At 70.3% G+C, this 19,180-nt stretch carries 15 protein-coding genes; 6 read left to right on the top strand and 9 right to left on the bottom strand.

From position 1 onward, the window contains the following. Positions 1-44 precede the first annotated feature (44 nt). Complete coding sequence (locus tag EV193_RS08140; RefSeq protein WP_130343372.1) at positions 45-1,730, bottom strand: purine-cytosine permease family protein; 1,686 nt, start codon at positions 1,728-1,730, stop codon at positions 45-47. A 129-nt stretch (positions 1,731-1,859) separates the two neighbouring features. On the opposite strand from EV193_RS08140, the gene EV193_RS08135 reads away from it, so the two are divergent. Next, on the top strand, positions 1,860-2,333 hold the full coding sequence (locus EV193_RS08135; protein ID WP_130343371.1) for a nitroreductase family deazaflavin-dependent oxidoreductase: 474 nt from the start codon (positions 1,860-1,862) through the stop codon (positions 2,331-2,333). Here EV193_RS08135 and EV193_RS08130 read toward each other — a convergent pair. Then, positions 2,316-4,670: a helix-turn-helix transcriptional regulator gene (locus EV193_RS08130; RefSeq protein ID WP_130343370.1), complete on the bottom strand. Its 2,355-nt coding sequence runs from the start codon at positions 4,668-4,670 to the stop codon at positions 2,316-2,318. The genes EV193_RS08135 and EV193_RS08130 overlap by 18 nt on opposite strands. After that, entirely contained in the window at positions 4,667-5,722 is a 1,056-nt protein-coding gene (locus tag EV193_RS08125) for an Hsp70 family protein (RefSeq protein WP_242613254.1), read from the bottom strand. Before EV193_RS08125 ends, EV193_RS08130 begins: the two co-directional genes overlap by 4 nt. 352 nt (positions 5,723-6,074) lie before the next feature. Between EV193_RS08125 and EV193_RS08120 the strand changes: the two genes are divergently transcribed. From EV193_RS08120 to EV193_RS08105, 4 genes are all read left to right on the top strand, one after another. Continuing rightward, the gene (locus tag EV193_RS08120; RefSeq protein WP_130343368.1) at positions 6,075-7,562 is read left to right on the top strand and encodes an IniB N-terminal domain-containing protein; all 1,488 of its coding nucleotides are present in this window, start codon (positions 6,075-6,077) and stop codon (positions 7,560-7,562) included. A gap of 130 nt (positions 7,563-7,692) precedes the next feature. Then, positions 7,693-9,459, top strand: coding sequence for a dynamin family protein (locus EV193_RS08115; protein WP_130343367.1), 1,767 nt, complete (start codon positions 7,693-7,695; stop codon positions 9,457-9,459). Then, positions 9,456-10,868 (top strand): P-loop NTPase family protein, encoded by a 1,413-nt coding sequence (locus EV193_RS08110; protein WP_242613215.1) that lies wholly within the window; start codon positions 9,456-9,458, stop codon positions 10,866-10,868. Before EV193_RS08115 ends, EV193_RS08110 begins: the two co-directional genes overlap by 4 nt. Before the next feature lie 24 nt (positions 10,869-10,892). Continuing rightward, positions 10,893-11,186: a hypothetical protein gene (locus tag EV193_RS08105; RefSeq protein WP_130343366.1), complete on the top strand. Its 294-nt coding sequence runs from the start codon at positions 10,893-10,895 to the stop codon at positions 11,184-11,186. A gap of 11 nt (positions 11,187-11,197) precedes the next feature. On the opposite strand, the gene EV193_RS08100 is transcribed toward EV193_RS08105, so the two are convergent. The 6 genes from EV193_RS08100 to EV193_RS08075 form a co-directional block, all read right to left on the bottom strand. Beyond that, positions 11,198-12,196, bottom strand: coding sequence for an N-acetylglucosamine kinase (locus tag EV193_RS08100; RefSeq protein WP_130343365.1), 999 nt, complete (start codon positions 12,194-12,196; stop codon positions 11,198-11,200). Continuing rightward, entirely contained in the window at positions 12,193-13,470 is a 1,278-nt protein-coding gene (locus EV193_RS08095; protein WP_130343364.1) for a 6-phospho-beta-glucosidase, read from the bottom strand. The genes EV193_RS08100 and EV193_RS08095 overlap by 4 nt, the downstream gene beginning before the upstream one ends. After that, the gene (locus EV193_RS08090) at positions 13,467-14,333 is read right to left on the bottom strand and encodes a carbohydrate ABC transporter permease (RefSeq protein ID WP_130343363.1); all 867 of its coding nucleotides are present in this window, start codon (positions 14,331-14,333) and stop codon (positions 13,467-13,469) included. Before EV193_RS08090 ends, EV193_RS08095 begins: the two co-directional genes overlap by 4 nt. Next, complete coding sequence (locus EV193_RS08085; protein WP_242613253.1) at positions 14,330-15,217, bottom strand: carbohydrate ABC transporter permease; 888 nt, start codon at positions 15,215-15,217, stop codon at positions 14,330-14,332. The genes EV193_RS08090 and EV193_RS08085 overlap by 4 nt, the downstream gene beginning before the upstream one ends. A gap of 112 nt (positions 15,218-15,329) precedes the next feature. Beyond that, positions 15,330-16,655, bottom strand: a complete 1,326-nt coding sequence (locus EV193_RS08080; RefSeq protein WP_423202148.1) for an extracellular solute-binding protein — start codon at positions 16,653-16,655, stop codon at positions 15,330-15,332. A gap of 79 nt (positions 16,656-16,734) precedes the next feature. Continuing rightward, positions 16,735-17,943 (bottom strand): ROK family transcriptional regulator, encoded by a 1,209-nt coding sequence (locus EV193_RS08075; protein ID WP_130343360.1) that lies wholly within the window; start codon positions 17,941-17,943, stop codon positions 16,735-16,737. 176 nt (positions 17,944-18,119) lie between these two features. On the opposite strand from EV193_RS08075, the gene EV193_RS08070 reads away from it, so the two are divergent. Further along, on the top strand, positions 18,120-19,160 hold the full coding sequence (locus tag EV193_RS08070) for a glycoside hydrolase family 5 protein (RefSeq protein WP_130343359.1): 1,041 nt from the start codon (positions 18,120-18,122) through the stop codon (positions 19,158-19,160). Positions 19,161-19,180 lie beyond the last annotated feature (20 nt).

Below are 19,180 nucleotides of genomic sequence, written 5' to 3'. Positions count from 1 at the left end.
TGAAGGTCTATCACGCGATCGGCCGCGTCGCTGTCAACGACGTGTTAACTGAGCTTCATCGTCGGCATGCCAAGGGAAACCGGCTCCGCGCCCGGCTCCTGGCACGCCGTGCCGCAGGTCGTCTCCAGCGTGCAGCACAGCGAGCAGATCGCACCGGAGTGCGCCGGGCAGTCGGCGATGTCCGGCAGTTCGTAGTGCTCGCCGCAGGCCAGGCACTCGTGCGTGCCGGCCAGAAGCGCCGCGGGAACGTCCGGCCCGGCGACGGTGTTCGGCCGCTTCAGGTAGTACCGGCCCTTGGTGAGGTACGCGAACAGCGGCACCAGCACCATCGCGATCACCAGCGCCAGCAGCGGGCTGAACGCCGCGGCCGTCTGGCCGAACGCCCCGAAGAACGCCACGATCGACACCACCGACGCGATCACCATCGAGCCGAAGCCGACCGGGTTGATCGACGGCAGGTACGCCCGCTTGAACTCGATGTACGGCGGCGCGAGCCCGAGCGGCTTGACGATCACCAGGTGCGCGACCAGCGCGCCGATCCACGCGATCCCGACGTTGGAGTAGAAGCCGAGGATCTTGTTCAGGAAGCCGAACGCGCCGAACTCCATCAGCGCCAGCGCGATCCCGCAGTTGACCAGCACGTACCAGACCCGGCCCGGATGGCGGTGCAGCACGCGGGAGAAGAAGTTCGCGAACGACAGCGACCCCGAGTACGCGTTCGTCGTGTTGATCTTGATCTGGGAGATCACCACGAACAACGCGGACAGCGCGATCGCCATCGGCCCGAGCGCCGGGCGCACCGCCTCGACGTACGGCGCGATCGGCTCCACCGCGTGCGCCGCACCCACCACCCCGAGCGCGCAGAACGCCAGGAACGCCCCGCCGATCTGCTTCGCCGCACCGAGCACCACCCAGCCAGGACCGGCCGCGATCACCGCGGTCCACCACGCGCGCTTGTTCTCCGCGGTCTTCGGCGGCATGAACCGCAGGTAGTCGGCCTGCTCCCCGATCTGTCCGATCAGCGACAGCGCCACACCCATGCCGAACCCGAAACCCACCGCCGAGAACGAGCCGTGCGTGCCGTCGGTGCCGGCGAAGGACGCGAACTCCGCGAACCGGCCGGGCTCGCGGACCGCGATCACCACGAACGGCAGGATCAGCCCGGCGATCCACAGCGGCTGGGTCCAGGTCTGCATCTTCGCGATCGCGCCCATGCCGTACATCGCGAACGGCAGCACGATCAGCGTCGACACCAGGTAGCCCAGCCACAGCGGCAGGTGCAGCGCCATCTCCAGCGCCTGCGCCATGATCGCCCCCTCCAGCGAGAAGAAGATCACCGTGAAACTGCCGTACACCAACGATGTCAGCGTCGAGCCGAGGTACCCGAACCCGGCACCGCGGGTCAGCAGGTCCATGTCCACGCCGCTGCGCGCGCACGCGGCCGCGATCGGAATTCCGGTCAGGAAGATCACCAGCGCCGCGGCGAGGATCGCCAGCACGCCCGAGGTGAAGCCGAAGGAGAGCACGATGCTCGCGCCGATGGCGAAGTCCGCGAGGTACGCGATGCCGCCGAGCGCCGCCGTGGCCACCACGAACGGCCTCCAGCGGCGGAAGGACACCGCGGCGAAGCGCAGTGAGTAGTCCTCCCGGTTGTCGTTGGCCGCGAGCGGGGCGTACCGGCGTAACTCCCGGGTGGCACCCGCTTCCACTTCCCGCATCGTCTCGGTCATCGTCGGAAGCTACGAAGCCGAGTTTGCGGGGCGATTGTGGCGTGTTAGCACCTCGTTAAGTCGCGCCGATGGCCAACCGGTCAGGAATCGAGAAGCGCTGGTCGTGGTGCCGTCCTTAGCGTTATCGCCATGGACGACAACAAGAAGAACAAGCGCAAGCCCGGCACCCCCGGAACCTTCTCCCGCTGGATGCAGCACAAGGCCAACGCCCGCATCAACCGCAAGATCCGCGGCGGCCGCGACAAGTTCATGGGCATGAACGTGCTCATCCTCAACACCGTCGGCCGCAAAAGCGGACAACCCAGAGAAACCCCAGTCGCCTGCTTCGCCGACGGCGACGCCCAACTGGTCGTCGCCTCCGGCGGAGGCAGCGTCCACCCGGACTGGTACGTCAACCTCATGGCACACCCCGAGCAGGCGTCGATCGAACTGCCCGGCAAGGACGCCACGCCCGTCACACCAGAACGACTCGACGGCACCGACCGCGAACAGGCCTGGCAGCGCATCATCGAAGCCCAGCCCCGCTACGGGAAATACCAGTCCAAGAGCGACCGCGAATACCCGGTCGTCCGCCTCGCCCTGAGGTCAGCCGGCCAGCATTGAACGGAGCCGGTCGAGCAGCTCACGCCGATTCTGCGCACCGAGCCGGTGGCGGATGCGGGCGATGTGGTGCTCGACCGTCTTCGCCGAGATGTAGAGCTGGTCGCCGACCTGCTTGTAGGTCATGCCCGCGACCACCAACTCGGCGACCTGCCGCTCCCGATCACTGAGCTGAGCCGTCACCGGACCAGGTGACGGCTCCGGGGTCGGGGCGGTCGGCCCCTGGAGCTGGCGCGCACACTCGAGCAGCGCGGCCATCGCGGTGCGATCGGTCGTGTGGATGGCCGCCTGACCAGCCAGGCGGGCGGCGTCCCAGCTCAGGCCGGTCGCGTGCAGATCGCGCGCGGCGTCGATGACCTGACTCGAATCGATCGTGCCGGTCAGCACCTGGAGCCAGCACCGGGCCGCGGCGTGCAGCGCGGCCAGGTGTCGCTCGTGCGGCGCGAACCCGGCCAGCGCCTCGACGTGCGTCGCCGCCTCGTCGGGCTGGCCCATGATGATCGCGGCGTGCAGGCGGTGCCAGCGAAGCGACGCGCTCCACAGCGGCGGGTCACCCAGCCGAGCCAGCAGCGCGTGCGCCTGTGCGAGATGCGGCGCCAGCCGGTCGTACTCGTCGAGCCGGGCCGCCGCCACGACGAACTCGCCGAACGGCAGGAGCGTGAACAGGTCCACCGGATGGCGGATCACCGCCTCCCGCGCCTGCTCCCAGATTCCGCGCAGCGCCGCGAGATCACCGCGCCGCCGGGCCAGCCCGACGTCCAGACCGATGGCGAACAACCAGTCCCTCGGCTGCAACTCGTCGCGGCCGAGCACGTCGACCAGTACCGGTTCGGCGGCATTGAGATCACCGCGGGTCATCGCGATCCAGGCGCTCATCAGACTGTGCCGGATGCCGAGTCGCAGGGTGCCGACGTCGGCCGCGACGGCGTCACGCACCAGCGCCTCGGCCATCGCCATCTCGCCGGCGTGGATGCCGACGATCGCCCCCAGCGCGGCCGGGCTGTCCGGCAGCAATGCCGTGCGGCCCAACGGTTCGACCATCGACGAGGCCCGCGCCAGTGTCGCCAGCACGGTCGCGGCCGGTGATCGCAGCGACTCGTGAATCCCTTGTGCCACAAGGGATGCGGCACCGGACAGCAGCGTGGGCGGTTCCCCGTCCGACCGCTCGTCGAGCAGGGGCGTGGCCTCGTCCGGCCGGCCGGCGCCGAGCAGCGCGAGTGCCGCGAACGCGCGCGAGGTCGAGTCGCCGGCCCACCGCAGCAGCTCGGCACTGCGATCGAGCTGGCCGTGGCTGCCCAGCACCACGGCGGCCACCCGCGCGGCCTCGGCGCGGCCCGGGGCGTCCGGCGTGCCGATCACCCGGTCGGCCCGCCGCAGCGCACCGGTCAGATCGCCGGCCAACGCGGACGCGCGCGCCCAGTGCGCACCGATCTCCAGCTCCCCCGCACCCGCGCGGGCGGCCGCCTCGTACAGCCGCACGGACAGCGCCGGATCGGCGGTGAGCGCCTCCTCGGCCGCGGTCTGGTAGGCCTGCGCGAGGTCCGCCCCGCCCGCGTCGGTACCGAGCAGCGGGCGCACCAGATCCAGCACCGGCCCACTCCGATTTCGCTGCAACCGCACCAGGTTCCGGCACACCGCCAGCCGCCGGTCGACCGGAACCAGCGCGCTGACCGCCGCCTCGGCGACCGGCACCAGAGCGCCACCGGAATCGAGCAGACCGGTCGACCGGGCGGCCTCACTGATCGCGCCGATGCCCGCCTCGTCGGTGTCGAACAGCGCGCGCAGCAGATCCGGATGACGGATGGCGCCGGCCTGGGCGGCGAGCAGATAGGTCTGGGTGTCGGGCGCGAGCGCCTCGATCTCGGCGCGCAGCTCCACCGGATCGGCGCCCCGCGCGACCAGTGCCACCAGGCGCGGCACGCCGCCGGTCAGCTCGTGCACCGCCGCGCGATCCGCGTCCGGGCAGTAGCGGGCCAGATAGGCGCCGACCTGATCCTGGTCGAACGGCCGCAGCACGATCCGGAACAGGTCGCCCAGCGCGGCCGGCTGGGGCCACGGCCGGGCGGCGATCACCACCCGCGCCCGTCGAACCAGGTCGGTCAGCGTGTCCTCGGCCAGCCGGTGCGCGTCGTCGATCAGCAGGACGTCGCCGTCACCCGGCTGCTCACCCGAGCCGTGCCAGACCGGGCGCGTCCCGGCTTCGGCGAACTCCCGTCCCAGATGTCGCAACAGGGTCGTCTTGCCGAGCCCGCCGGGTGCCACGACCGCGACCCGGCGCGGTGCCGACGGGTCCGTGGTGATCCGCTCGCACAACGTGCGGGTGTGCTCGTCGAGGATCATTCCTCCACCGCTTTCGCGCGGCGGCCGAACCGGCGGCGGGGCGGCGGCTCCAGTCCGGGAATGTCGACCGGCGGCCGGGGCGGAGGCGGGGCCACCGGGGCGCTGGGCTCGGGGTGGGCGGCGGCGGTGACCAACTCGGGCGTCCTCGGGGTCAGCAGGCGACGGGCGGCCAGGGCGGCGCCTCGGCAGGCGACGCCGGCCGGCACGTCGTCGGTCAGCACCGGCCGGCCGAACGCCTCGCCGACGAGTGCGCCGAACAGCGGGATCCGGGTCGATCCACCGGCCAGCGCGATCGCGTCGAGCTGCTCCGGACGCACGCCGGCGGCCAGGGTGGCCCGGCGTATCCGGTCGACGGCGCCCTCGGCCACCGGTCGCACCAGCGGTTCGAACTCCGCCCAGGACAGCGGGACCGGTGCCGAGTCCTCGGGGATCGCGACACTGGCCTGGCCGTGCACCGCCAGGCGCTCCTTGGCCAGCGCGCACGCCGCCCGCAGCCGGTCGGACTCGCCCACGTGCGGCCGGCCAGCCAGCACGTGCCGCATGAGCACCTCGTCGAGGTGGGTGCCGGCGCCGTGATCGTCCTCGACGGTGGCCAGGACCTCGCAGTCGCCGGGCGTGGCCCGCACGATCGCGCATTCCGCCCGGGTCGCGCCGACCGTGCTCGCCGCGAACAGACCGTCCCGGGTCGGCCGCGCGGCGAGCGCCGTCTCCACGGTCGCCACCGGTCGGGGAATCAGCACGATGTCCGCGACACCGGCCTCGCGCGCGGCCCCGGCAAGCTGCCCCCGGCGGTAGGCGCCCCAGCTCGCGGGGTGGGTCAGCATCACGAGTTCCGGATCGGAGCCTCGGCTCTCCCGCACCGCGCCGACGATCCAGGTGATCAGCACGGCGACGAGGATGTCGGCCGGGTAGGCGCGCTCGCCCAGTACGCACGGGACGGTGTCGCCGACCCGGTGCAGCAGCCCACGGGCCGTGCACTCCGGCTCGACCCCGGCCCGGCGCTCAGCGGCCGCGCCGACCAACACGGTCTCGTCGTCACGGACCTGTAACACCGCGGGCAACCATGGCGAACGACCTTCCAGGCGGATCAGCTCCGGCACGTCCGCGGACCCGATCTCGCAGGTCGCGGCCCGAGCCCGGGTTGAACCGAGATCGACACCCAGGACGTACGGCAATGGTCTCCTCACACGTGCGGGGGCCTGCTTCGGAGCGGCGTCTTCCTATCAAAGACCGGTACACGCGGAGCAACCCCCTAATCCCCTAATTGGCGTAACTCACCAACTCCCTATCGGGTGAATTGAAGACAGGGAGTGAAACCCGATGGCCTGGGGCGCGCCCGTGCCTAGCGTGTGGTCAACACGACGGGGCGAACCGTCCCCGCTGTCCGCCGATCAGGGAGATCTGTTGTCTTCGCAGCCCACGCTCTACGACTTCGTCCTCAACCTGCTCACCAACGAGCAGGCGCGCGCGGCCTTCGCGCAGGACCCCACCGCCGCGCTGTCGACCGCCGGCCTGGGTGACGTGACCACCCAGGACGTCCAGGACGTCGTGCCGCTGGTCCTCGACGCGGCGCCGGGCGCGGCCGCGGTGCAGGACGGTGTCGACGCGCTGCGCGCCGCCGTGCCCACCGACGCCGGCGTGATCGAGCAGCTCAAGGCCGTGGCCGACTGCGCGCCCCAGTTCGCCGCGTCGGTTGCCGGCGACCTGCACGGTGCGGCCGGTGCCGTCACCGGGAGCCTCGGCAGCCTCGGCTCCGTGGCCGGCGAGTTCGCCGCCAACGCCGGTGGTATCGGTGGCGCGGTGACCAGCGAGTCCACCCTCGGTGAGGTCGCCGGATGGGCCGCGGCCGGCCCCGAGCGCGCCGACGCCGTCGCTGGGGTGGCCACCGATCACGTCAGCGGCATCGGCGAGGTCACCGCGAGCGCCGACGGTGTCGAGGGTGCTCTCTACGGCACCTCAGCGCTGGGCGACTTCGCCGCGGGTGCCGCGGGCAGCGCCGACGGTGTGACCGCGGCCGGCGGGTTCGTCAGCGACCAGGTCACCGGCGTCGGTGGGGTCACCGCGACCGCCGACGGTGTCGAGAGCTCGTTCACCGGCGTCTCTCCGGTTGGCGACGTCGACCTGTCCGGCTCGGGTAGCACGTCCGGCGTCGAGGCCCAGGTCGCCGCCGGCAACGAGTACCTCTCGGCCGAGGGTGGGCTCTCCGGCGGCCTGGAGGGCGTCGAGGGCGGCGTTGCCCTGAGCAGCCCGCTCGGCAGCGTGTCGCTGGCCGGTGCCATCGGCGTCGACGGCGTGACCGGTTCGGTCGACTCGCCGGTCGGCCAGTTCACCACCGACAGCGGCTTCACCATCGCCGACCCGACCAAGGCCCTGAACTCGCTGCCGTCGGCGCAGGTCGCCGCGGGGACCGTGGCCGACTTCGTGAACCGCGGCTCGGAGCTCACCGACGGGTTGCCGCTGGACCTGCCGGCCGTGCCGGCGCTGCCCTCGGTCCCCGGTGTGCCGGCCGTCCCGGCCCTCCCGACGGCCGTGCCCGCGCTGCCGCAGCCCTCGGCGGACCTGCCGGTCGACGTCCCGGCGGTGCCGCAGCTGCCGGTGAACCTGCCGCAGGTGCCCGCGCTGCCGGAGTCGACCGACCTGCCGGTGCCGCACCTCCCGCAGATCCCGACCCTGCCGAAGCTGCCTGACCTGTCCGACCTTCCGGCGCACCTGCCCGCGCTGCCGAAGGTCACCGAGCTGCCGAAGGTGACCGAGCTGCCCGGTGTCGCGCACATCACGCACAGCCCGGTGGGCGACGTGCTCAACGCCAGCCCGGTGGACGGCATCACCAGTGCCGCCCAGCACGCGCTGCCGCAGGTCGACAAGGTGATCGACGTCGACGGCGTGCTCTGAGACCAGCCGCGTCGCGCAGGCCGGAAACTCGTCTCCCTGGACGAGTTTCCGGCCTGCTTTTTGTCGATTGGCGCAATACAGTCCCCCAGACGGGTTCACCCATTCGGGGAATCACGGCACACTCTCCTGGATGCCTCGGACGTGGATCCCGGTTCTGGACAGTGTGGTGCGCGCCTGCACCGCTCTGGACCGACCCGATCTCGCCGGCCAGCTGGTCGCGCGGCGTGAGGCGCTACTCGATCCCGCGGTCCGCGTGCTGGTCGTCGGCGATCCCGGTCAGGGCAAGAGCGCGCTGGTCAACGCGCTGGTGGACGCGCCGGTCTGCGCGGTCGGCGACGGCGTGACCACCGCGATGGCCACCTTCGTGCGCTACGCCCCGACCCCGACGGCCACCGTGCTCTCACTCCCCACACCCCGGCGCGAACTGACTCCGCTCGACGCCGCGCCGCTGTCGGTGGAGCAGGTCCGCGCGAAGGCCACCCAACCCGCCGCGACCGGCACCCGCGCACAGATCGGGCTGCCGCGTGACCTGCTCGCCGCCGGTCTGGTGCTCATCGACTGCCCGGCCGATCCGGCCAACACCACGGCGCTGCTGCCCGAGGCGGACGCCGTGCTGCTGATCTGCGACGCCACTCGCGAGTTGTCCCCCGGGCAACTCGCCATGCTCGAACGCATGGCCGCCCGACCGGTCGCCGTGGTGCTCACCAAGATCGACATCGCGCCGCGCTGGCGGGACGCGCTGGCCGACACCCAGGGGCGCATCGCCGGTGCCGGCCTGCGCGCCCCGGTGATCCCGGTGTCCGCGTCCCTGCGGCTGACCGCGGTTCGCGCCGGCGACCAGCGGCTGCACGAGGAGTCCGGCGTCAGCGACCTTGAGCTGTTCCTCGGTGAGATCGCCCGGCAGCGCGACCAGTTGGCCGCACGCTCGACCAGCGCCCTGACCACCGACGTGGTGCACACGCTGATCGGCGGGATCCGTGCCGAGCAGGCCCGGCGGGCCGATCCTCTCTCCGGGCCGGAACACTCCCGCTGGCAGGCCACCCAGGAGCGGCTGGTCCAGCTCCAGCGAATGGCCGCACGCTGGCCGATCGTGCTCGCCGACGACGTGGCCGACCTGCAGTCCGACGTGGAGTTCGACGTGCGCGACCGGACCCGGGCCATCGTGCGAGAGATCGACACCTACTTCGACTCGGCCGATCCGCGCGGCGACTGGGACGCCTTCGAGGACTGGCTGCGGGACACCCTCGACGAGGTCGCCGAGACCAACTTCACCTGGCAGATCGAGCGCTTCGCGTGGCTCGCCGACAAGATCGCCCGCCAGCTCTCCCTGGACGACGCCGGCGACCTGGCCGAGGCGATGGAGCAGGAGCTGTCGCACCGGATCGGCGAACTCGCGCCGCCGAGGACCGAGAAGTTCGGCCCGTTCCAGAAGTTGTTCTCCGGCCTGCGCGGGTCCTACGGCGGGCTGCTGATGTTCGGCCTGGCCACCACGTTCGCCGGTATGCCGCTGGTCAACCCGATCTCGGTGAGCGCGGGCGCGGTGTTCGGCGCGCGCACCGTGTACGAGGAGAGCGGCACCCGCAAGACCCGCCGCCAGGCCACCGCCAAGCAGGTCGCCCAGCGGTACGTCGACGACTTCTTTCTGGCCTACAGCAAGGAAAGCCGGGACGCGGCGCGCGCGGCGCACCGCCTGGTGCGTGATCATTTCAGCGCCGTCGCCGAGCGTCTGCAGCACGCCGCGACCACCGCCGCGGAGCAGGCCCGCCAGGAGCTGGTCGCCCGAACCACGCAGCGCCAGCGCAAGCAGGCGGAGATGGACGCACTGCTGGGACAGCTCACCGCGCTGGCCGAGCAACTGGGTGAGCCCGCACGGGCCGTCCAGGGGATCACCGCGTGACCGGACTCGCGCCGGCGGTACACCACCTGCTCCTGCGTGCCGCCGAGGTGTTCCAGGACGTCCCGCGTGCGCGTGCGTGGCTGCACGGGCAGTTGGAACGCTGGGAGGAACCGCTGCGCCTGGCGATTGCGGGAGGCCGCCAGACCGGGAAGTCGACGCTGGTCAACGCGCTGATCGGGGAACGGTTGTGCCCGCCGGGGCCGGGTGACGCGCCGGTGTGGATCCACGGCGCGCCGACCGCCGAGGCGATCATGTACCCGTCCGGCGGTCCACCGGTGTCCGGCCTGATCCGCCGCGAGGGCGACCGCTCGCGGGTGGACCCGGACGCGTGGCCCGACGGGCCGCTGGACCGGGTCGACCTGCGCTGGCCCGCGCGGTCGCTGCGTGGCCTGACCCTGCTGGACGCGGTCGCGCCCGACGACGCGGAGCCGACCGACGCGCGGGTGTTCGCCGCCGCCGACGCGGTGCTGTATCTGGTGCGCCAGGCGGCACTTCCCGAGATCGCGCCGGTGCGCGCGGCCTGCGACCGGGCGCCCACCGGGGCCGGTGCCGTGGGGTCGATGGTCGTGCTGGCCAGGGCCGACGAGGTGGGCGGTGGCCGGATCGACGCGCTCACCTCGGCCAAGCAGGTCGCCCGAGGGCATCGCGACCGGGTCGAGGTGCGCCAGGTGTGCCAGGACGTGATCGCGGTGGCCGGTTTGCTCGCGCTGGCCGGACGAACGATGACCGAGCTGGACTTCGACTCGCTGTGCCAGGTCGCCGCCGTCCCGCGCGCCGACCTCGAGCCGGCCCTGCTCTCGGCGGACCGGTTCGCCGGCGCCTCGTTCCCCGCCCCGCTCCCGCCCGAGGTTCGCGCCGAGCTGCTCGATCGGTACGGCCTGTTCGGGGTGCGGCTCGCGGTGACCCTGATCCGCACCGGCAGCACGTCGAAGGCGGCGCTCGCGGCGGAACTGGTGCGCCGCAGTGGAATCGGCGACCTGCGCGAATCGATCGGCCGGCTGTTCACCGATCGCGCCGACGTGCTCAAGGCGCGCACCGCACTCGCCGCGCTGGGTCCGCTGCTGCGCACCGAGACCGGTCCCGGTGCGAACGAGTTGGCCGCCGAGCTGGAGCGGATCGTCGCCGGTGCGCACGAGTTCCGGGAGCTGCGCACGCTCGCCGCCCTGGACTCGATGGCGTTTACGGAGGAGCTGGCCGACGAGGTCCGGCGGCTCATCGGCGGGTTCGGTGTGGCCCCGGTGATCCGGCTCGGGCTGCACGAGGACGCCACCGACTCCGACCTGGAAGCCGAGGCGTGGGACATGCTGCACCGGTGGCGGGAGAACGCCGAACGGCCGGACTGGACGGTCGCCCAGCGCCAGGCGGCGCACGTGGTCGTGCGCACCTGCGAGGAACTGGCCATGCGCTAGTGGGTTTCGCGGCATGCTGAGTCTGTGGTGATCGTCAGAAGCGGGAGTTGGGTCTACGCGGAGGAAGTCGCGAGGCCGGTCGACATCGTCGGTTTGCCCTACGACTTCTGGTACGAGCTGGCCCGGGCCGACGACCAGCTCGAGCCCGGCGAGACGGCCCAACCGCTCGGCGAGGACGGGTTGCTCTACTACGTTCGGTTCCGGCACGCCGGAGAGACAGTCCCGCGGACGTGGCCCGACTCGGCCGGCTACGACACGATCGACGCCGCCATGCGCAGCGCCGAGACGCGCGCCCCGAGTCCGATCACCTGGACGTAGCCCAGGACAGGTCACTTGTATTGCTCAAGCCGCTGGTCACCGGAAACGGACAAGCGGCGCTTGGCGTCAGGGGTTGCGCCCACCGCGTCCAGCCCGGCCAGTGCGGCGCCGACCACCGGGGCGAGCGCGGCCACCCGGACAGCGGCTCGGGGCGCGACCTTCCGGCAGCGCCGCTCAATCTCGGCGATCACCGTGTCCGCGGCGGCCGTGAGCACCCCGCCGCCGAGCACCACCACCGGCTCGCCGCCCGTCATCCCCAACCGGCGCAGGCTCACCGTGGCCAGCACGCTCACCTCGTCGACCAGACGGTCCACCACCCGCTGGGCGACCTCGTCGCCGAGCGCGGCGACCGCGAACAACACCGGGCACAGCTCGTGCAGAACGGCGTGCGGCAGGTCCCCGACGTGCAGCCGGTGCACGAGTTCCACGACGGACGACACGTCGAAGTGCGCCTTGACCGCGGCCAGCAACGCGGTGCCCGGACCCCGGCCGTCCTCGGCCCGGACCGCCCACCACAGCGCCTCCTCCCCCAGGAACAGCCCGCCGCCCCAGTCACCGGAGATCCGCCCCAGCGCCGGGAACCGGTGCACCCGCCCGTCCGCGCCGACGCCGACGCAGTTGATCCCCGCGCCGCACACGACGGCCACGCCGACGCCGTCGGAGGTGCCCGCTCGCAGCAGGGCGAACGCGTCGTTGCCCACCGTCACCGAGTCGGCCCAGTTCCGGGCCACCAGCGCGTTGCGGTACGCCGTCTCCTCCTCCGGCAGGTCCAGCCCGGCCAGATACAACGCGCAGTGCCGGCCGAACGGACGATCATCGGGCAGCCCGGCCTCGGCCAGCGCCGCCAGCACCAGCCGCTCGATCGCCGCCACGCTCGCGGCCAACCCGATGCTGTGCGGCGACGCACCAGGACCGCGCGCACTGCCGAGCACCTGTCCCTCGGAGTCGGTCACCAGCACGTCGGTCTTGCTGTTGCCGCCGTCGACCGCGAGGACGATCGGCGTACTCACGGTCGGACCCAGAACGGGAACCGCTGGTTCGCCTCCAACAGCCGGTCCGCCAGTTCGTCGGCGTACTCGTACTGCCCGACCAGCGGGTGCGCCAGCAGAGCGTCGGCCACCCGGTCCCGGCCGCCGTACAGCACGGCCTCCAGCGCGAGGTGCTCGTACGCGGTGACGTGCGCGATCAGTCCGGCGAGCAGCGGCGGCAGCGGCTCGACGGGCAGCGGCCTCGCGCCGTCACTGTCCACAGTGGACCCGACCTCGATGACCGCGTCGTCGGGCAGGAACGGCAATGTCCCGCCGTTGCGCACATTCACCACGTGCTCCTCGGCCGGGCCGTCACCGGTCAGCGCGTGCACCAGGCGCACCGCCGCCTCCGAGTAGAACGCGCCGCCGCGCCGGCTCAGCTGCTCGGGCTTGGTCATCACATTCGGGTCCTGGTACACCTTCAGCAGCTCGTTCTCCACCTCGATCACCACGTCGGCGCGGGGCATCTCCTCGCGCTGCGCGGCGACCAGCTGATCGTGGGCGTAGAAGTAGTGCAGGTAGTACGACGGCACCATTCCCAAGCGCCGCAACCAGTCCAGCGGGCAGCCGACGTGCTCGGCCAGCGCCTCGCCGTGCGTGGCGAGCAACTCCAGCAGCCGGTCGGTGGTGACGCCGTCCTCGGTGACCAGTACCCGCCGTTCCCAGCTGAGGTGGTTCAGGCCGACGTGCTCCAGTCGCACCGCGTCGGGGTCCACGGCCAGCAGGCCGGCGAACATCCGCTGCAGGTGGATGGCCACGTTGCACAGCCCGACGGCCCGGTGTCCGGCATTCAGCAGTGCCCTGGTGACGATCCCGACCGGGTTGGTGAAGTTGACGATCCAGGTGTCCGGGCCGGCTGTCGCGCGGACCCGCTCGGCGATGTCCAGCACGACCGGGACGGTGCGCAACGCCTTGGCGAGCCCTCCGGCGCCGGTGGTCTCCTGGCCGACACACCCGCACGTGAGGGGGAACGTCTCGTCGGACCGCCGGGCGGTCTGGCCGCCGACCCGCAGTTGCAGCAGGACCGCCGCCGCCCCGTCCACGCCCTCCTCTAGATCGGACGTGGTGCGCACCCGTGCCGGGTGGCCGGCGTGGTCGAGCATGCGCTGGCTGAACGGACCGATGATGTCCAGCCGGTGCTGGTCGGGATCGATCAGCACGATCTCGTCGACGTCCAGGGTCGACCGTCGCCCGGCGATCCCGTCGACGAGCTCCGGAGTGTAGGTGGACCCGCCACCGACAACGGCCAGTTTCACCCTTTGACTCCCGTGAAGGTAATCCCGCGGACGAACGATTTCTGCGCGAACACGAAAAGCACGATGGCCGGCGCCATCACCACGGCGGTGGCCGCCATGGTCAGATTCCACTCGACGTGGTGCATTCCCCGGAACGAGGCCAACGCGAGTGAGAGCGGCCAGCTGTCCCGGTTCTCCCCGGTATAGAGCAGCGGGCCGAAATAGTCGTTCCAGGTGTAGAGGAAACAGAACATCATCGTCGCCGCGATACCCGGTTTCGCCATGGGCACGAGCACCCGAACCATGGCCTGGAACTCCGAGCAGCCGTCGATCTTCGCCGCCTCGATGTAGTCGCGGGGAATGGTCAGGAAGAACTGCCGCAGCAGGAACACGCTGAACGCGTCGAAGAGGAAGTAGGGCGCGATCAGAGGCACCAAGGTGCCGGTGAGCCCGAGCCGCACCCACAGGTCGTACAGCGGCACGGTGACGACCTGTGGCGGCAGCATCATCGCCGCCACGGTGAGCATGAAGAACACGTTCTGGCCGCGCCAGCGAATCTTGGACAGCGCGTAGGCGGCCGGAATCGCCGACAACAGAATTCCGGCCGTGGCCAGCAGCGAATAGGTGAAGCTGTTGACCAGATAGTCCAGCATCGGCGCGCGTTCGAACACCTTGACGAAGTTGTCGAACCGCCATTGCGTCGGCCACAGGCTCGACGACATCGCCTGGTCGCTGGCCATCACCGCGGTCAGCAGCACGAAGACCACAGGCAGGGTGAACATGATGCCCAGCGCGACACCGAGACTGTGCACGGCGACCCACTGCAGCCGCCTGTCCCAGCGCTGCCGGCGCACCGGCCGCGTGTGCGTGAGCGTCGCCGTCATGCGTTCTCCTCCGCACTCGAAGCCCGCCGCAACTGGTGCACGAGAACCGCGGTGAACGCGAAGGAGACCACGAACAACAACACCGCCATCGCGGCCGCGTATCCCATGTTGAAATACCGGAACCCTTGGACGTAGAGCCAGACCGGATAGGTCAGCGTCGAATTCTCCGGGGAGCCGATGTATTTCGTGTTGCCGGCCACGTCGGCACTGCCGGACGCCACTCCCCCGGCCACGATCGCCTGCGTGAAGAACTGCAGCGCGAAAATGATCGAGTTCACCACTCCGAACAACAGCACCGGAGAGATCGACGGAAGGGTGACGTGCCGGAATCGCCGTATCGGACCGGCGCCGTCGAGTTCGGCCGCCTCGTACTGCGAGACCGGCACGTCCAGCAGCGCGGCCAGAATGATGATCATCAACTCGCCGGAACCCCACAGCACCAACAGTGTCAGCGCCGGCTTGGACATCGCCGGATCGTTGAACCACAACCCGCCGTCGATGCCGAGCAACCGGAGAAATCGGTTCACCGGCCCGAATTCCGGGTTGAACATGAATACGAACGCCAGCGTGGCCGCGGCCGGGGGTGCCAGCGCGGGCAGATAACACAGCGTGCGAATCAGCCCGACGCCGCTTTTCAGCCTCGCGATCACCAGCGCCACACCGAGCGCGAACAGCACCCGGGTCAAGGTCAGCACCACGACCAGCCACAGCGTGTTCCACGCCGCCACCGCCACCAGCGGCTCGGAGGTGAACATCCGGATGTAGTTGCCGAGGCCGATCCATTCCGGCTCGTTCACCAGGTCGTAGCGGGTGAACGAGTAGTAGACCGTGGCGAGCAGCGGATAGCCGAAGAAGACCACGAATCCGAGCACGGCCGGCGCCATGAAGGCGAGCACGGTGAGCCGGCGGCGCCGGTCGCGCCTCGGCACCTTTCGCGCCGGCCGTGCCGCGGCGTTCACCCGCGTGCGCGGGACGGTGGCGGTCATCGCGGCGCGCCTATCGCCCGCCGCCCTTCTGTGCCAGTTCGTCGTTGATCTGCGCGTCGACCTTGCGCAGCCCGGCCTCCAGATCCGGTTCGCGGCCGGCCTGCCAGCGCTCGGCGAAGTCGTTGACCGCCTTCAGATGCGCGTCTCCGATCGGCGTGGTCGGGTTGGGCAGCAGTTTTCCGCCGTCGAACATGGTGAGGAACGGGCGATAGTTCTCGTCCACTTCCAGCCGGGGATCGCGCAGCGCGGCCATGGTGCTCGGCACGTTCTTCAACCCGTTTCCGAGTTCGACCAGCGTGTCGGTGTCCAACGACATCTGCTTGATCAGTTCCCACGCCGCGCCCGGGTTCTTGGCGCCCTTGGGAATGGCGATGATCGTGCCGGTGGTGAACGCCCCGCCGTAGCGATTCGGTTTGCTGTCGGAGACCGGCGGCGACGCGGTGCCATATTTGACGTTCGGCGCCTGTTCCTTCAAGAACGCGGTGCGGTATTCACCGTCGAACATCATCGCGATCTTGCCGCGGTGGAACGCGTGGTCCTCCGAGTACTCGTCGCCGAGGCCGGCCTTGAACTTCGCCAGCCGGTCATGCCCGTAGAAATCGATCAGCTTCTTCTGGAAGGTGAACATCTCCTTCCACTCGGCGCTGGCCGCCAGGTTCGACTTGCCGTCCGGGCCCAGCCAGCGGGCGTCCCAGTTGGGCGCCCAGATCTGCGCCTGGTTGTTGTAGAACGGCATGGTCGGCAGGAACCCGGCGACCCTGATCGAGCCGTCCGGGTTCAACTGGGTGAGCCGCTTCGCGTGGTCGAACAGCTCCGTGGTGTTCTTCGGCGGCGCGCTCAGGCCCGCCGCGGCGAACATGTCCTTGTTGTAGAAGAAACCGTAGACATCGGCGAGCATCGGCATGGCGCACCGCTTCCCGCGAAATTCGGTGTAGCTGCGCACGGCTTCGGGAATGACGTTGAGGTCGACCTTGTCCCGGTCGATGTACGGCTTGAGGTCGACGAAACTGCCGTTGGAACACCACGCGCCGAGATTGTCCGTGAAGAACGAGATCGCCACATCCGGCGGATTCCCGCCGCGAATGGACTGGGTCAGCTTGTCGTCGTCCTGGCTGCCCTCGTGTTTGATCTCGATGTTCGGGAACTTCGCCTTCAACCTGTTCAGCCCGGCGCTCACCACGGGGTACTCGCGATTGGTGAACTTGCTGTAGACGACCAGGCTGATCTTGTCGTCCTTGTTCGGCGCGGCCGCGGGGCCGTCACCGTCACCAGACCCACCCGCGGCGGCCGAGCACGCCGTCAACAAGAGGACCGAGGCGGCGCTGACCAGAGTCATCCCGCGCCGAAGTCGCCAGGCCGTGATCGTCGTGCGCATGTGCTCTCCTCGTCGAGGCGGTTGGGGACCGGTAGGTGAGCTAGTTCTTCGCCGTGGAACTCAGCTCCTCGGCGGGGTTCGGGTGGCGCTCGACCGGCGCCTGGGCTGTCGACTGCGTCAGACCGAACACCTCGTGTCGCGCGGCGGCGAGTGCCGAGTGCAGCGCGCCGGTGAGCACCGCCTTGCCGGAGGCGGCGGCCTGGGCGACCGGTGTGCGCGGCACGACGATCTGGTGCAGTTCGTCGGTGACCAGCCGGGCCAGCGTCTCCCCACCCGCCCGGCCGACCTCGCCGCAGAGCAGCACGACCTCCGGGTCGAGCACGCTCACCAGGTTGGCCACGCCAAGGGAGACGCGATGCGCGAGCGTGCTCAGGAAGGCGCCGGCGCCCTGGTCGACCGCCGCGCGAACAGCGGCCGGCCCGGTCGTCGCGGTGATGCCGTGTGCGCCGGCCAGCGCGACGATGCTGGGCGAGTCGACCAGATCGCCGAAGCGGCCGCCCCCGGACTCGGCGGGCACCCGCAGCCAGTCGATCTCACCGGCACTCCCGGTCGCGCCCTTCAACAACCGGCGACCGACGACCACGGCGCCGCCGACACCCTCGTCCAGCCAGACCAGTACGAAGTCGTTCAACTCACTGGCCCGGCCGGAGATCATCTCCTCCAGTGCCACCAGGTTCACGTCGTTCTCGACCGCCACCGCGACGCCGAGTGCCCGGCTGAGCCGGCCGGGCAGGTCGAACCCGGACCAGCCGGGCAGATGCGGCGCGGACAGGAGAAAACCGGTCGCCGGATCGAGCGCCCCCTGCACGCCGATCATGACGTGCCTGACGCTGTCCAGGCCGAGCGACGCCTTCGACGCGGCGGCGATCAGGGCGCCCCGAAGCGCGCCGACCACATCGGCCCCGGCGCCTACCGGCAGCGGTGCGCTGTGCTCGGCGAGCACCCGGCCGGTCACGTCGGCGATGGCGAACTCGCTGGTCTGAGGGCGGAGATCGACGGCGGCCACGTGCGCCACCGAGCCGTTGACCGACCAGAGCTGGGCCCGGGGGCCACGACCGCCGCCGCGCACCCCGTTCTTGACCAGGATTCCGTCCAGCTCCAGCCGGGTGAGCAGTTGCGCGGTGGCCGGCTTGGACAGGCCGATCGCGTACTCCAGGTCCGCGCGGGTCAGCGGGCCTTCACGCAGCAACGCCGCGATCGCCGCCCGATCGTTGATCTCCCGCAGTCTCCTCGGACTTCCGGTTCGCACTCAGTGCCCCCAATTAATCTGGCAACTTTACAGACGGTTTGACCGTAGTGACCGCCGCCACACTGGTCAAGACCACTGTTTGGCCGTCGCCGTCGCCCGTTGACACTGTGGCGTGGCTCACTGTAGACAAATGGTCTGGAAAGTTACCAGTTTGTTTGCACCGTGGGAGGAGCCCGATGTCCCGGACGAAACGGAACACCGTCGCGCTGCTGATCGCCGTCGCGGCGGTGGTGATCGGGCTGGTCGCCGCGCCGGCCAGTGCGGCCCCGGCGGCGGTCCCAGTGGCAGCCCCTCTGGCGACGCCCGTGGCCCAGAACGGGCAGCTTCGCGTGTGCGACACACGGCTGTGCAACGAGAGCGGCGAGCAGATCCAGCTGCACGGCATGAGTACGCACGGCACCCAGTGGTACGCGAACTGCGTGAACGACGCCTCGCTCGACGCGCTCGCCACCGACTGGAACGCCGACGTGATGCGGATTTCCACGTACGTGCAGGAGGGCGGCTACGAGACCGACCCGGCCAAGTTCACCAGCCTGGTGCACGACTACATCGACAAGCTGAGCGCGCGCGGCCTGTACGCGATCGTCGACTGGCACATGCTCGATCCCGGCGACCCGCACTACAACCTGGAGCGCGCCAAGACGTTCTTCACCGCGATCACCGAACGGCACAAGGACAAGAAGAACATCATCTACGAGGTGGCCAACGAGCCCAACGGCGTGTCCTGGTCGACGATCAAGAGCTACCACGAGCAGATCGTCCCGGTCATTCAGGCCACGGACTCCGACGCGGTGATCCTGCTCGGCACCCGGGCCTGGTCCTCGCTCGGCGTGTCCGACGGGGCGAACGAGTCCGAGGTGGTGGACAACCCGGTGAACGCGTCGAATGTCATGTACACGTTCCACTTCTATGCCGCGTCACACGGCCAGGAGTACATCGACGCGTTGTCCCGCGCCGCCGATCGCATTCCCATGTTCATCACGGAATTCGGGACGCAGGACTATGCCGGCGAAGGGCCGAACGACTTCGCCCGTTCGCAGCAATACCTCGATCTGGCGGCGAGCAAGAAGATCAGCTGGACCAACTGGAACTATTCCGACGACCACCGATCGGGTGCCGTGTTCAACCAGGGAACCTGCCCGAACGGTCCGTTCGCCGGTACCGGCAGCTTGAAGGAAGCCGGAAAATGGATCCGCGACCGAGTCCGTACACAATAGGTTTCGACGCCCGGAAAGGT

It is taken from the genome of Herbihabitans rhizosphaerae (assembly GCF_004216555.1).
Taxonomy (GTDB): domain Bacteria; phylum Actinomycetota; class Actinomycetes; order Mycobacteriales; family Pseudonocardiaceae; genus Herbihabitans; species Herbihabitans rhizosphaerae.
Note: the sequence above shows the minus strand (reverse complement) of the source record. Positions and strands in the feature narration are given on the sequence as shown.